Raw genomic sequence first — 14162 nt, forward strand, 5'->3', positions numbered from 1 at the left:
TGGGAACGGGTTACCGCCCCTGACACCGCGCCATGAAGGCCAGACGTTCGAACAGGTGCACGTCCTGTTCGTTTTTCAACAGCGCGCCGTGCAGTTTGGGCAGGGCGTTGGCGCCGTCGCGTTTGAGGTCTTCTGCGGTCAGGTCCTCGGCCAGCAGCAGCTTCAGCCAGTCGAGCACTTCGGAGGTCGAGGGCTTTTTCTTGAGACCGGGCTGGTCGCGCAGCTCGTAAAACTGGGTGAGGGCGGTGGTCAGCAGCGCGTCCTTGATGCCGGGGTGGTGGACTTCGACGATCTTGCGCAGGGTCTCGGGTTCGGGAAAGCGGATGTAGTGAAAGAAACAGCGGCGCAGAAAGGCGTCGGGCAGTTCCTTTTCGTTGTTCGAGGTGATGATCACGATGGGGCGCTGGCGGGCGGCGATGGTTTCGCCGGTTTCGTAGACGTGGAACTCCATCCGGTCGAGTTCCTGCAACAGATCGTTGGGGAATTCGATATCGGCCTTGTCGACCTCGTCAATCAGCAGAACGACCTTTTCATCCGCCTCGAAGGCCTGCCAGAGCTTGCCCTTGCGGATGTAGTTGGAGACGTCATTGACCCGCTCATCGCCCAGCTGGCTGTCGCGCAACCGGCTGACGGCGTCGTATTCATAAAGGCCCTGCTGGGCGCGGGTGGTGGATTTCACATTCCATTCGATCATGCGCAAACCAAGGGACTTTGCGACCTGACGTGCCAGTTCCGTTTTGCCTGTGCCGGGTTCGCCCTTGACCAGCAGGGGGCGTTCCAGGGTCACGGCGGCATTGACGGCCATGGTCAGGTCGCCGGTGGCGACATAGTCATCCGTTCCCTCGAATTTCATCACTGTGCGCTCCTTGTGCAGTGTCGTCACATTGGCCCAGAAACCCCGCAACCCATTGCTATTGGCTAGTGACATATGGGGGGGCTTGGGTTAAGTGCTGCGTTAAGAAGTGCCAGATATCTGAGGACATTACCATGACAGATGTGGGCGTTTATGAGGGGACCAAGATGAAAGCAGAATCCTTTCTTCCCGACGACTACCGTCCGGCAGAAGACGAACCGTTCATGAACGACCGTCAACTTGAATACTTCCGTCGCAAACTTTTGACGTGGAAGTCTGACCTGATGGCCGACAGTCGTGACACGATCGAGGGTCTTCAAGACGGCACCCGCAACATCCCCGATGTCACCGACCGCGCGTCCGAGGAAACCGACCGCGCGCTGGAGCTGCGCACCCGGGATCGTCAGCGCAAACTGGTGAGCAAGATCGATGCGGCGCTGCGCCGGATCGACGACGGGGAATACGGATATTGTGAAGTGACCGGAGAGCCGATCAGCCTCAAGCGGCTGGATGCGCGCCCGATTGCGACCATGAGCCTTGAGGCGCAGGAAAGTCACGAGCGGCGCGAGAAAGTGCACCGGGACGACTGAACGGCGTGTGAGCAAGCGACGAACGGGCTGGCTTTTTCAGCGCGCGAGACCAGAGATCAGAACGCCGGGGCAATGCTCCGGCGTTTGGCATTCGGGCAGGGGATTTCGGAAATGGGTCTGCAGGGCAGTCAGATCACGGTGATCGGGGGCGGCATCGGCGGGCTGGCGGCGGCGTTGGCGCTGCGTCAGCGTGGCGCGGATGTGGTCGTGCTGGAACAGGCGGGCGAGATTTGTGAGGTCGGCGCCGGGTTGCAGGTGTCGCCCAACGGGCTGCGGGTGCTGGAGGCGCTGGGGCTGACGCTGGAGGGAGCTGTACGCGCCGGTGCGGTGAGCTTGCGTGATTACCGGGACGGTGCAGAGGTGCTGCGGCTGGATCTGGCGCGGCTTGACGGGGCGCAGGCCTATCACTTTGTGCATCGGGCTGATCTGATCGGGCTGCTGGCGGACGGGGCGCGGGCGGCGGGCGTGCGGATTCGGCTGTTGCAGCGGGTGAGCGGGGTGCGCATGGGGGCACAGCCCGTGGCGGTGATCGCCAATGGTGACAGCTGTCCGGCGGATCTGATCATCGGCGCGGATGGGGTGAAGTCTGTGGCGCGAGGCGTGCTGAACGGGCAGGCCCCGGCGCGGTTCACCGGTCAGGTGGCCTGGCGCGCGGTGGTGCCCAACACCTGCGACCATCCGCCAGAGGCGCGGGTGCATATGGGCCCCGGGCGGCATCTGGTGAGCTATCCGCTGCGGGGCGGGGATTTTGTGAACCTTGTCGCCGTCGAGGAGCGCCGCAGTTGGACCGAGGAAGGCTGGACCCACCGCGACGATGCCAAGAACCTGCGCCGCGCCTTTGCGCGCTTTGGCGGGGATGTGCCGGCGCTTCTGGCGGGGGTTAAGGCGCCGGGGCTGTGGGGGCTGTTCCGCCATCCGGTGGCCAAGCGCTGGCATGGCGAGGGTCTGGCGCTGCTGGGGGATGCGGCGCATCCAACGCTGCCGTTTCTGGCGCAGGGCGCGAACATGGCGCTGGAGGATGCCTGGGCGCTGGCCGCCTGTCTGGAGCGGGACGGTCTGGCAGAGGGGCTGGGGCGGTATCAGACGCTGCGCCGTCCGCGCGCGGTGCAGGTGATCAACGCGGCCACTGGCAATGCCTGGAAATATCATCTGAGCAATCCGCTGATCCGGGGGGCGGCGCATCTGGCGCTGCGCGCGGGTGGGCGGTTTGCGCCCGGGCGGATGGTGCATCAGTTCGACTGGCTCTATGGCTATGACGTGACGCAGGCGGTGTGATCCCTGCGCCGGGGGTGATCCCACGGAGCGCGTCTGCGGCGCGCGCTGGTGTCTGGTCTGCTTGACGAACTTTACGCCCTGATTTCCGGGTGGTGCGGGCTGGGCCGTTGCACCAAGGGAGGGGGCGACACATCTGAAGGGCATGATAGACACCCGTTGGAGGGATTGCACATGGACAGATTTGATACCGCACCGGAGACGGCACTGACCTGGCACCGGGCCGGAGTCGGCGCCGCGCTTGCCACGGTGATCGAAACCTGGGGATCGGCGCCGCGTCGCGTCGGCGCGCAGCTGGCGATATCGGGGGCGGGCGAGATTGTCGGGTCGGTTTCCGGCGGTTGTGTCGAGGGCGCGGTGATTGTCGAAGCGCTTGAGGCGCTGGAAGACGGCGGCGTGCGCGAGCTGGAGTTTGGCGTCAGTGACGGCGATGCCTTTGCCGTGGGCCTTGCCTGTGGCGGCACGATCCGCATTCTGGTGGAACCGGTGGGGGCTGTGTTGTCCGAGGCGATGCTGGCTGATCTGGTGGCGGCGCGGGCGGCGCGCAAGCCCGTCGCCTATGTGGCGGATCTGGAGACTGGCGCGCGGGTGCTGGTCACTGAGGGCTATCCCGAGCGGTTCCGCATGGACCGGTCGGGGTTCGAGGAGGGCACGCGCCGCTTTGTCGCCATTCACAACCCGCCCTTGCGGCTGATCGTGGTGGGGGCCGTGCATATCGCGCAGGCGCTGGTGCCGATGGCGCGGATCGCGGGCTATGATCCGGTGGTGATCGACCCGCGCGAGACCTTTGGCTCTGCCGCGCGCTTTCCGGGGGAACGGGTCGTGAACGACTGGCCGGATGAGGCGGTTGAGGCCGAGGGGCTGGATTCGCGCACGGCGCTGGTGCTGCTGACCCATGATCCCAAGCTGGATGATCCGGCGCTGGAAAAGGCGCTGCGGTCGGGGTGTTTCTATATCGGGGCGCTGGGATCGAGCCGCACCCATGCCAAGCGCGTGGCGCGGCTGGAGGGGCTGGGGTTTTCTGAGGGGGAGATCGGGCGCATCCATGCGCCGGTTGGTCTGGATATCGGGGCCTCTGGCCCGGCAGAGATTGCCGTGTCGGTGATTGCCGAGATGACGCGTGTGCTGAGGCGCGGCGCGTGATCTTTGGCAGCGTTCCTTTGAGTGAGGCCGAGGGCGCGGTGCTGGCGCATTCCGTGCCGCTGGACGGCGGGCGGCTGCGCAAGGGCAAGCTGCTGGCGGTGGCGGATATCGCGACGCTGGCCGCGGCGGGCGTGGACGAAGTGATTGTGGCGCGGCTGGAGGCGGGCGATGTGTCCGAGGATGCCGCTGCCGCGCGGCTGGCGCAGGCGCTGGTGCCGGATGCGGCGCGCGCGGGGCTGCGCATTAGCAAGGCCGCGACCGGGCGTGTGAACATCTTTGCCGAGTGTCTGGGGGTGGCCGAGGTCGAGGCCGCCAAGATCGATGCGATCAATGCCGTGCATCCGATGATCACCGTGGCGACGGTGCCCGAGTGGCAGCGCATGGCGCTGCGGGGCATGGTGGCGACGGTCAAGATCATCTCTTACGCCGTGCCCGAGGTGGCGCTGGAACGTTCCTGCGTGCTGGGGCAGGACGGGTTGCGGATGCGCCCCGTGACCGTGCGCCGCGCGCAGCTGATCCAGACCTTTGTCGAATCGGATGACGGGGTGAAGGGGCAGAAAGCGATTGGCGACAGGCTTGAGCGGCTGGGGGGGGCGCTGGACGACATCTGCCTCGTGCGCCATGAGACCGCGCCGCTGGCCGCCGCGATTAACGCATCCGAGGCCGAGGCGATATTTATTCTGACCGCGTCTGCCACGTCGGATGTTGCGGATGTGGCACCGTCGGCGCTGCGTGCGGCGGGGGGGCGGGTGATCCATTACGGCATGCCGGTCGATCCGGGGAACTTGCTGTTTTACGGCGATCTGAACGGGGTGCCGGTGATCGGATTGCCGGGCTGTGCCCGTTCGCCCGCGCTGAACGGCGCGGATTGGGTGATGGAGCGGATGCTGTGCGGTGTCCCGGTCACGCCGCGCGATATTGCCGGGATGGGGGTCGGCGGGCTGCTGAAAGAGATCCCGACACGGCCACGCCCGCGTGAAGGCTGACACGCTATCAGAACGTTCCAAAGAAAAGGCCGGGAGTAGGTGACTGCCCCCGGCCTTTGTTGTTTTCAAGCGCCAGAGCTTATTCCGGCAGGGCGTAGACCGCGACCTGATCACCCACGGCGGGTTTCAGGATCGAATTGCCGCCGCCGATAAAGGCAACATACTGACGGCCCTGGTATTCATAGACCGCCGGGTTGGCGACCACGGGGGCCTCCATCTGGTCGGACCAAAGCTCTTCGCCGGTCTCAAGGCTGTAGGCGCGGGCCTTGGCATCCATCGTGGCACCGATGAAGACCAGACCGCCCTTGGTCACAGCCGGGCCGCCGATGGTGGGCGAACCCATGCTTTCGGGCATGAAAAAGCCGTACATTTGCGACGAGCCAATGGGCTTGCGCCATTTGACGTCCCCGGTGTGCATGTCGAGCGCGACCAGTTCACCGAAGGGCGGCTTCCAGCAGGGCATGCCCAGCCAGTTCTGCGCGTTGTTCAGCGACATGCCGTATTCTGCACCTTCCTGCGGATAAAGGCCGTTTTCATTGCCTGAACCACCGGTTTGCTCGTCGTAATTTTCGCGCGAGAACAGTTTGATATACTGCACGATGTGCGACGTGTTGACGATGGCGGTCTGGCTTTCGGGATCAAACGCCACGCCGCCCCATTGCACGCCACCGGCTGAGTCCGGGTAGGCCAGCGTGCCTTCGCCCTTGGTGGTGGGGGGGGTATACAAGCCCTCATACCAGAGGTTGTCGAACAGTTTGCTGCAGGAGCCCATGCCGACAATATCGGCGATTGGCCAGATTTCGGGCTTTTCCGCCTGATCGAGCAGCGGCGCGGGAATGGTCGGGAAGGGCTGTGTGGGGGCATAGTATTCGCCATCCACCGTGCCGTCACCGCCGGGAACCGGGCGTTCCTCGATCGGCCAGACGTCTTCGCCGGTTGCGCGGTTCACCACAAACAGGAAGCCCATCTTGGTCCCTTGCATCAGGGCCGGGATTTCCTGTCCGTCCACGGTGATGTCCATCAGGGTCGGGGCAGAGTTGATGTCGTAATCCCAGATGTCATGGTGCACCCACTGGCGCGACCAGACGACCTCGCCTGTGTCAAGATCCAGCGCGGTGGTCGAGGTGGCATAGGGGATTTCCTCGGTCCGGTTGCCGCCCCAATAGTTGGGCGAGGGCGAGGAGACCGGCAGATAGACCATGTTCAGACCCTCATCCACCGACATATGGGTCCAGACGTTGGCGGTGCCGGTCTTCTGGCGGATCTCTTCGGGCAGGGTTTCAAACGCCCACTGAAGTTCGGCCGTTTGCGGATCGACGGAAAACACCGCACCGGGAGGGGCTTCGGCATAGGCCCAGTCCTTGCCCGCCCAGCCGAGGATGACGTGATTGCCGGTGATTGTCGGCGGCTGCAGGACCGAGAACGGGAAACGGTCGTTCACGGTGTTCCACTGGTTCACATCCAGCACGCCGTCCTTGCCGAAGCGGGTGCATTTTTCGCCGGTATCCGCGTCAACGGCAAAAAGCTGGGCATCCATCGTGCCGATATAGACAATCTTCTGGCAGGTCTCACCCGCGACCGGTTCGGGGTTTTCCCAATAGGACACGCCGCGGTTCTTGAGCGCGGGCTGGGTCAGCGCCTCAAGTGTGGAGTCGGTGTTGAAGGACCACTTTTCGTCGCCGGTGGCCGGATCCAGCGCGAGGATGCGATAGAACGGCGTGCCGATATAGAGCGTGTCATTGGCAAAGACCGGTGTCGCGGACCAGACCGTGGCCGGCACATCGCCGGAGCCGTCAGAGACGTCGCCTGTGTGCACCTCCCACACCTTTTTCAGATCAGCGACATTGTCGGTGGTGATCTGGGCCAGGGGTGAATATTTCTGTGCGTTGAGCTGGCCATGAAAGCCGTCCCAGGTGGCGGTTTCGGGCACCAGCGGGATGTCAGAGCGGGTCCGCGTCGTGGTGGCGAGGATCGGGTCAACTACGCCGGGGAAACGGTCCGGGGCTGCGGTGTCGGCCTCATCCGGCGCGGTTTCGTCTGCCGTTGCAGCCTCGTCTTGCGCGGGCTGGGGCGTCTCTGTGGTCTGCGGCGCGGTCTGCGCAGGCTCTGCGGCCTGAGATTCGGGCGTTGCCGTGTCCTGCGCAAGGGTGATGGTGGGGGCGACGATCAGGGTCGCGTTGAGGAGTACGGCCGTCAGGGCCGAGGAAGAACGGATCATGCGGGAACCCCCGTGGTTGTCTGCGATGTCTGGGCAATGTCAAAGGCCAGCCCGATGATCACCAGACCCATGGCGGCCATGAGCACCCATTCGTGCAGGAAATAGGCGGCCACGGCGGTCAGAACACCGCCCAGCCCCACCATAAAGCGCAGCACGCCGCGCCATGTGGTGTTGCGGCTGAGCTGGATCAGGATCGCGGCGATGGCGATCAGCAAACAGGCGACGACCACAAGCAAGGCGCCAGCGGTGCCGTTCACGCCGGTCAGCGGTGTGAGATAATTGTAAAGCGCAACGGCAAAGCCGCCGAGCGCACCGGCAAAGGTCACGATGGTGCGTGGCGTGCCGGTTGAAGAGGGGTGAGGCATTGAGACTCTCCTTCCGTTCAAGTGTGACAGATCGACTCCCCAAGGGTGAGCGTAACGCCGCTGACGGGGAATGTCAGGAACGGTATGTCCTTGCCGACACTGTTTATTTTTTGCAAGGGAGGGAACTTTTTGCGGTTTAGCTGCATGTGCATGGGGCAAAACAAAAGGGGCGCGCCGTGGCGCACCCCCCTGAAAAACCCGGACTGGATCAGATTATTTGGACACCGGTCCGATCATCATGATCATCTGGCGGCCTTCCATCTTGGGCATGTTCTCGATCTTGCCCACTTCCTTCACATCCTCTGCGACCCGCTCAAGCAGCTCGCGCCCCAGATTCTGGTGCGCCATCTCACGGCCACGGAACCGCAGCGTGATCTTGCATTTGTCGCCATTCTCAAGAAACTTGAAGACCGAGCGCATCTTGACTTCATAGTCGTGGATGTCGGTGTTGGGCCGGAACTTGATTTCCTTGACCTCGATGATCTTCTGCTTCTTGCGCGCTTCGGCTTCGCGCTTTTGCTGTTCATATTTGAACTTGCCGAAATCCATGATCTTGCAGACCGGCGGGGCCGCATTGGGAGAAATCTCGACCAGATCAAGGCCGGCCTCTTCTGCCATTTCCATGGCACGGGCCGGGGTCACGACGCCCACGTTTTCGCCATCCGCGCCAATCAGGCGAATTTCATTCGAACGGATGCGATCGTTGATGCGGGGGCCGGTTTCGCGCGTTGGGGGCGCGTTATGGGGTCTGCGGGCTATGGTGTAATTCCTTTTGTGTCCTTCGCGTCAGGGGCGCAAGGTAATCGCCACAGACCTGCGTTTCAAGCGGCAAATCGGCGAAACCCCAAGGTTTCCACCGCATCCGGCGCCAGTTTTGCGCCCAAAGAGGATGTGGCGCCCGATCCATCCCGGCAGGGCGGCTGCTGAATGAACAGCTCCGGGTTTCATCTGCCCAAAAATATCCTGGGGGACGGGCCGCAGGCCCGGGGGGCAAAGCCCCCGACTCTATTGTCTGCCCCCTCAGGGGATGGCGGCAAAGCCCCCTGACACTGTTTGCCCGCCCTCTCAGGGGGCGGGGGCATAGCGGCCTTCGAAAATGCCGCAGGCGCAACAGATCTCAGTCCAGAAACGCCTTTTCGACCACGTAATGTTTGGGGTCGGAATTCGCACCTTCCTCAAGCCCGTAGCTTTCAAGGATTTCCTTGATCTCAAGGTTGAAGGCCAGGTTGCCGCAGACCATGGCGCGGTCGCTGTCCTGCGTCGGCTGGGGCACGCCCAGATCGCGAAACAGGCTGCCGTCGCGCATGAGGTCGGTGATCCGGCCCATCTTGGGGCTCTGTTCGCGGGTGGTGGTCGGGTAATAGCGCAGCTTGGCAAGGTTCTCGGGGCCGATCAGCTCGGACATCAGCTCGTCCGTCTGCAGCGATTCGATCAGTTTCGCGCCATAGGTCAGCTCCGCCAGTTCGCGGCAGGTGTGGGTGATGATGATCTCTTCGTAATCCTCATAGGTCTGCGGATCGCGCAGGAGCGAGGCGAAGGGCGCAAAACCGGTACCGGTGGCGAACAGCCAGAGCCGTTTGCCTGGCAGCAGGGCGTCATGCACCAGCGTGCCGACGGGTTTGGGGCGCAGGATGATGTCATCCCCCACCTGGATGTGCTGAAGGCGCGAGGTCAGCGGTCCGTCCTGCACCTTGATCGAATAGAATTCCAGCTCGTCATCCCAGGACGGCGAGGCGATGGAATAGGCGCGCAGCAGCGGTTTGCTCTTGCCCGTCTTTGCGTCCGCTTCGCCCATCAGGCCAATCATCACGAATTCGCCGGAGCGAAAGCGCATGCTGGCGGGACGCGTCATGCGGAAGGAAAACAGCCGGTCGCTCCAGTGCGTCACCTCGGTGACTTTCTGCGCATCCGGAAGGGTGGGGCGTTTTACGGCGGTGGCGTCTGTCACGGTCTGGCTCACGGGGCGGTGCTCGGTCATTTGTTTCACTTGCCGGACGCTTGGGTCCGGCACCTTCTTAACTTGGGGTGTCTGTCAGGGAAAGGCGTCACTTGGGCGCTGGTGTCAGCCGCGCAGCCGGTTCTGATAGTCATGGTCCTGCCAGTTGGCGCGGAACAGCCACTGATCCTCGGGCTGACGGGCGGCAAGGGCGTCGTCAATCTCGACCTCGTCAAAGCCCGACCGGCGCGCCATGGCGTATTGATCGGCGATCACATGGCCCTGAGCACGCAGGCGGCCGGTGTAGCCGCGCAGGCGCAGCAGCCGCGCGAGGGTAAAGCCGCGCCCGTCCGCGGAAGACGGAAAAGCGATGCGCAGCATGGGGGCGGCCAGAACCGCGCCGCTCAGCGCGGATTCCGGCGTGTCCGAGGGCATGTCGAGGGCTGCGGCATTGGTCTGTTCCGCATCAAGGGCGGCAAAGCCGCCGGTCCAGTCGTCGGGGGCAAAGCCTGTGTCGGTGACGATCACGCTCATGCGCTCTCTCCTTTTCTGGCGGCCTGTCCATTGATGAAATGGATGCCGCATTCTTCCTTGTTCTGGCCGCGCCAGCGCCCGGCGCGCGCATCTTCGCCCGCGGCGACCTTGCTGGTGCAGGGCTGGCAGCCGATGGACGGATAGCCCTGTGCCACCAGCGGGTGCCGGGGCAGGCGGTTTTCGTCCATATAGGCGGTGATATCCTCGGGCGCCCAGTGGGCCATCGGGTTCACCTTGATGCGGCCTGTCGCCTCTTCGAGTTCAAAAAAATCGAGGCTGGCGCGGGTGCCGGACTGATAGCGTTTGCGCCCGGTGATCCAGCCATCGAACCCCTGCAGCGCGTTTTCCAGCGGCACGGTCTTGCGCAGGGCGCAGCAGGCATCGGTGTCGGAAAACCGCAGCGCGCCGTAGGGGTCGCGCTGTTTCAGCGTCTCTGCATCGGTCTTGAGAATGCGCACATCGCGCAGGCCCAGCCGTTCGGCCATTTCGGCCTGATACTCCAGCGTTTCGGCAAACAGCAGGCGGGTGTCGATGAAGAGCACCGGCGTGTTGCGGTCCACCATGGCGACAAGGTGCAGCAGGGCAACGGATTCCGCGCCAAAGCTTGACACCATGGCGATGCGCCCGGCCTCGGGGTCCTTGAGCGCGCCGCGCAGCACGTCCGTCGCGCCATGATGGCGATAACGGGCGTTCAGCGCCGCGACGCGGGCACGCAGGGGGGCAAGATCCGCCACGCCGTCGCCTGAGAATTCGTCAGGCAAACGGAGGGCTGCGCGATCATGCAGCATTCCGCGCGGCCTCTTTTTCCGGATAAAGCGCGGCCTTGAAGGGGGCCATGCCCGTGCGGCGGAAGGTGTCGATGAAGGTCTCTTCGCGGCTTTCGCGGATGTCGAGATAGGTGTGCACGATGGTTTCCACCGCGCCCACGATTTCCTCTGCCGGAAAGCCGGGGCCGGTGCGCGCGCCAAGGGCTGCGGTTTCGGTGTGATCCCCGCCCAGCGTGATCTGGTAGTTTTCAACGCCCGCACGGTCGAGTCCGAGGATGCCGATATGGCCCACATGGTGATGGCCGCAGGCGTTGATGCAGCCCGAGATCTTGATCTTGAGATCGCCGATTTCGTGTTCAAGCTTGAGATCGTCAAAGCGCGTGGCGATTTCCTGTGCGATGGGGATGCTGCGGGCGGTGGCCAGCGCGCAGTAATCCATGCCCGGGCAGGCGATGATGTCCGAGATCAGGCCTATGTTGGCGGTGGCGAGGGTATGCTGCTGCAGGATCGCGTGGATCTGCGGCAGGTCGGATTTGTGCACATGGGGCAGGACGATGTTCTGCTCATGGCTGACCCGCAGCTCTCCATGACCGTAGTGTTCGGCCAGATCGGCCATGGCGCGCATCTGATCGGCAGAGGCGTCGCCGGGGGTGGCGCCGTGGGCCTTGAGGCTGATCTGTACGATGGCATGATCCGGATCGCGATGGGCGGTCAGGTTGGTGTCAGCCCAAGAGCGGAACACCGGATCCTTGGCATAGGCGGTGTCATAAGCATCAGTCGGCGCAGATTTCAGCACGGGCGAGGCGAACTGCGCGCGGAACTCGGCCAGCATCTGCTGATCGACACCGCCGAAGGCCGGGCGCAGCTCGGCAAAGCGCGCGTCGACAAGACGGCGGATTTCGTCGATGCCATGTTCATGCACGGTGATCTTGATGCGCGCCTTGTACTTGTTGTCGCGCCGCCCGATCAGGTTCCAGACCGACACAATCGCTTCGAGATAGGGGAGCAGATCGGCCTCGGGCAAAAACTCGGTGATGACCTTGCCGATCATCGGCGTGCGCCCAAGGCCACCGCCCACCAGAACCTCGAATCCGCGTGCGCCATCCTGTTCGACCATGCGCAGGCCGATGTCATGGGCGCGGGTCACGGCGCGGTCATTGGGTGATCCGGTGATCGCGATCTTGAACTTGCGCGGCATGAACTGGAATTCCGGGTGGTCGGTGGACCACTGGCGGATCAGTTCGGCGACCGGGCGGGGGTCGGCGATTTCATCCGCGGCGGCGCCGGCGAAATGATCCGCCGTCACGTTGCGGATGGTGTTGCCCGAGGTCTGGATGGCGTGCATCTGCACCTCGGCGAGCGCGTCGAGCATGTCCGGCACATCGCCAAGGGTCGGCCAGTTGTACTGGATGTTCTGGCGGGTGGTGAAATGGCCATACCCCTTGTCCCAGCGTTCCGCGATATAGGCCAGCTGGCGCATCTGGGCGGAGGACAGCGTACCATAGGGCACGGCCACGCGCAGCATATAGGCGTGCAGCTGCAGATAGAGCCCGTTCATCAGGCGCAGGGGCTTGAATTCATCCTCGGTCAGGGAGCCGTCGATGCGGCGTTCGACCTGGGCGCGGAACTGGCGGTTGCGCGTCGCCACGAAGGCGGCGTCAAAATCGGAATAGCGGTACATTCTGGTCTCCTGTCGGCGGGGCGGGACCAATTCTTTTCAAGAAAAAGAATTGGCAAAAATCTTTCACAAGATTTTTGTCACTGCCCTGCGGCCTGTTTGCCGTGGAAATGGTTCGAGGGGCCCTTGCGGCGGAAATCCTCGCGGAAATGCACCGGTTCGGGGCCATCCGGTGTGTCGATCACATCGGCAAGGTAGGCGCCGACCGCCTCTGCCACACGCGAGGAGGCGTCGAGCAGACGGATCTGGGCGACGGCCTCATCGGTGATGACCTCGGCCTGTTTCAGCTCGCGTGTCCAGCTGTCATCTTCGGTGAGGTAGATCACATCGCCTTCAAGCAGGGCATTGGCGGTCACGACCTTGGGTTTGAAATCACGGGGCATCAGGCAAACTCCTGCTGTTTGAGGCTGGTCAGGGCGGCCTGTGCGGCGCGCGGGGCAAGACCGTAAAGGGTCAGGGCGGGGCCACTCATCGCGGCCTCGGCCAGGTCTGCGGGCAGGGTGGCGAGCGTTGCGGCGATCACCTTTTGATCGGGACGAGAGGCGTTTTCGATCACCGTGACCGGGGTTGCCGGATCGGCGCCGTGCATGATCAGCCTGCCCTGAATAAAGCGCGCGGCTTTCTTACCCATGTAGATCGCGGCGACCTCTCCAGTGCGGGCCAGCGTCTTCCAGTCGTGATCGGCAAAGCCCGTCATGTCGTGTCCGGTGAGAAATCGCACCGAGGCGTTGCGCTGCCTCCGTGTCAGGCTCTGGCCGATTTCGGCGACGGCGGCAGAGGCGGCGGTGATGCCGGGCACGATATGCCAGGTGACACCGGCCTCTGTGCAGGCGTCGATTTCTTCGTCGAGACGACCAAATATGGTCGGGTCGCCAGATTTCAGCCGCACCACCTGCGCGCCCGCCTGTGCATGTTCGACGATCAGGGCGTTGATATGCTCTTGCGTCATCGAGGGGCCGAAGCCTTCTTTCCCGGCATCAACCATCACCGCCTCGCGGCGGGCGAGTTCGAGGATTTCGCCGCTGATCAGGCGGTCGTGGATCACCACATCCGCCGTGTCCAGCGCCTTGCGGGCCTTGAGGGTCAGCAGTTCAGGATCACCGGGGCCTGCGCCGACAAAGGCCACATGACCTGGCTTTTCCTCGGCCATCAGGTGCTGGTCGAGCAGGCTGTTCAGGGTATCGCGCACCTGATCCTCGCCCTCTGTCAGGGCGCGCGGGCCAGCACCGAAATAGAAATCGGACCAGAAGTCGCGCCGCTTGCGGCCCATGGGCAGCGCGTCGGCCATCTTGCGAAAGCCCTTGCCGATGCGCGCGAGCGTGCCAAGGCTGGAGGGCAGGCGTTCTTCGAGATCGGCTTTGATGGCGCGGGCCAGCACGGGCGCCGCGCCTTCGGTGCCGATGGCGATGGTGACCGGGTCACGATCAACGATGGCGGGGGTGATGAACTGGCTGTCGGCAAGGTTGTCGACGATGTTGCACAGCGCGCCATCGGCGCGGGCGATGCGGGTGGTGCGCGCATCCTCGGCCGCGTCTTCGTCCGCGGCGTAGAACAGCACGGCGCAGGTGGCATCGCCCGGCTCCATCGCGCGGCGGATCAGCGTCAGGCGGCCCGTATCGGCCCATGTCGCGATCTCGGGCGCGGGGGTAGGCGCGAAGACGGTCAGGTGTGCTTCGGTCTTGAGCAGGAGGCGCAGTTTGGCCAAAGCCGCCTCACCGCCACCGGACAGCACGACGCGCCGACCGGCGAGGGCGACGAAGATCGGGAAATGTTGCATCGGGCTACTCCGGGCTGTGGCTGCGATTGTACCCTGTATATAG

14 protein-coding genes are annotated in these 14162 nt (G+C 63.9%); 4 read left to right on the plus strand and 10 right to left on the minus strand.

All coding sequences use genetic code 11. The features are described 5' to 3' along the window. Nucleotides 1-10: 10 nt before the first annotated feature. Nucleotides 11-853 carry an AAA family ATPase gene (locus P775_RS18160; RefSeq protein WP_099912301.1) on the minus strand — a complete coding sequence of 281 codons (843 nt, stop codon included), beginning with the start codon at nt 851-853 and terminating at the stop codon, nt 11-13. Nucleotides 854-1020: 167 nt separating this feature from the next. Between P775_RS18160 and dksA the strand changes: the two genes are divergently transcribed. The 4 genes from dksA (at nt 1021) to P775_RS18180 (ending at nt 4844) form a co-directional block, all read left to right on the plus strand. Continuing rightward, a complete protein-coding gene (gene dksA / locus P775_RS18165) occupies nt 1021-1443 on the plus strand; it encodes an RNA polymerase-binding protein DksA (RefSeq protein WP_099912451.1) in 423 nt (140 codons plus the stop codon). 111 nt (nt 1444-1554) lie between these two features. Further along, entirely contained in the window at nt 1555-2718 is a 1164-nt protein-coding gene (locus tag P775_RS18170; RefSeq protein WP_099912452.1) for an FAD-dependent monooxygenase, read from the plus strand. A gap of 171 nt (nt 2719-2889) precedes the next feature. Continuing rightward, nucleotides 2890-3858 carry an XdhC family protein gene (locus P775_RS18175; RefSeq protein WP_099912302.1) on the plus strand — a complete coding sequence of 323 codons (969 nt, stop codon included), beginning with the start codon at nt 2890-2892 and terminating at the stop codon, nt 3856-3858. Beyond that, nucleotides 3855-4844: a molybdopterin-binding protein gene (locus P775_RS18180; RefSeq protein WP_099912303.1), complete on the plus strand. Its 990-nt coding sequence runs from the start codon at nt 3855-3857 to the stop codon at nt 4842-4844. The genes P775_RS18175 and P775_RS18180 overlap by 4 nt, the downstream gene beginning before the upstream one ends. A 79-nt stretch (nt 4845-4923) precedes the next feature. Here P775_RS18180 and P775_RS18185 read toward each other — a convergent pair whose 3' ends face one another. From P775_RS18185 to cysG, 9 genes are all read right to left on the minus strand, one after another. Then, nucleotides 4924-7062, minus strand: coding sequence for a pyrroloquinoline quinone-dependent dehydrogenase (locus P775_RS18185; protein ID WP_099912304.1), 2139 nt, complete (start codon nt 7060-7062; stop codon nt 4924-4926). Continuing rightward, complete coding sequence (locus P775_RS18190) at nt 7059-7427, minus strand: hypothetical protein (RefSeq protein ID WP_099912305.1); 369 nt, start codon at nt 7425-7427, stop codon at nt 7059-7061. Before P775_RS18190 ends, P775_RS18185 begins: the two co-directional genes overlap by 4 nt. Before the next feature lie 213 nt (nt 7428-7640). Further along, nucleotides 7641-8186: a translation initiation factor IF-3 gene (gene infC, locus P775_RS18195; RefSeq protein WP_099912306.1), complete on the minus strand. Its 546-nt coding sequence runs from the start codon at nt 8184-8186 to the stop codon at nt 7641-7643. A 358-nt stretch (nt 8187-8544) separates the two neighbouring features. Further along, nucleotides 8545-9405: a ferredoxin--NADP reductase gene (locus P775_RS18200; RefSeq protein ID WP_099912307.1), complete on the minus strand. Its 861-nt coding sequence runs from the start codon at nt 9403-9405 to the stop codon at nt 8545-8547. Between the two features lie 84 nt (nt 9406-9489). After that, nucleotides 9490-9897: a DUF934 domain-containing protein gene (locus P775_RS18205; RefSeq protein ID WP_099912308.1), complete on the minus strand. Its 408-nt coding sequence runs from the start codon at nt 9895-9897 to the stop codon at nt 9490-9492. After that, a complete protein-coding gene (locus P775_RS18210; RefSeq protein WP_099912309.1) occupies nt 9894-10685 on the minus strand; it encodes a phosphoadenylyl-sulfate reductase in 792 nt (263 codons plus the stop codon). Before P775_RS18210 ends, P775_RS18205 begins: the two co-directional genes overlap by 4 nt. Next, nucleotides 10675-12345, minus strand: coding sequence for a nitrite/sulfite reductase (locus P775_RS18215; protein ID WP_099912310.1), 1671 nt, complete (start codon nt 12343-12345; stop codon nt 10675-10677). The genes P775_RS18210 and P775_RS18215 overlap by 11 nt, the downstream gene beginning before the upstream one ends. 77 nt (nt 12346-12422) lie before the next feature. Then, a complete protein-coding gene (locus P775_RS18220; RefSeq protein WP_099912311.1) occupies nt 12423-12725 on the minus strand; it encodes a DUF2849 domain-containing protein in 303 nt (100 codons plus the stop codon). Further along, the gene (gene cysG, locus P775_RS18225) at nt 12725-14119 is read right to left on the minus strand and encodes a siroheme synthase CysG (protein ID WP_099912312.1); all 1395 of its coding nucleotides are present in this window, start codon (nt 14117-14119) and stop codon (nt 12725-12727) included. Before cysG ends, P775_RS18220 begins: the two co-directional genes overlap by 1 nt. Between the last annotated feature and the right edge of the window lie 43 nt (nt 14120-14162).

This window comes from Puniceibacterium antarcticum (assembly GCF_002760615.1).
GTDB lineage: Bacteria > Pseudomonadota > Alphaproteobacteria > Rhodobacterales > Rhodobacteraceae > Puniceibacterium > Puniceibacterium antarcticum.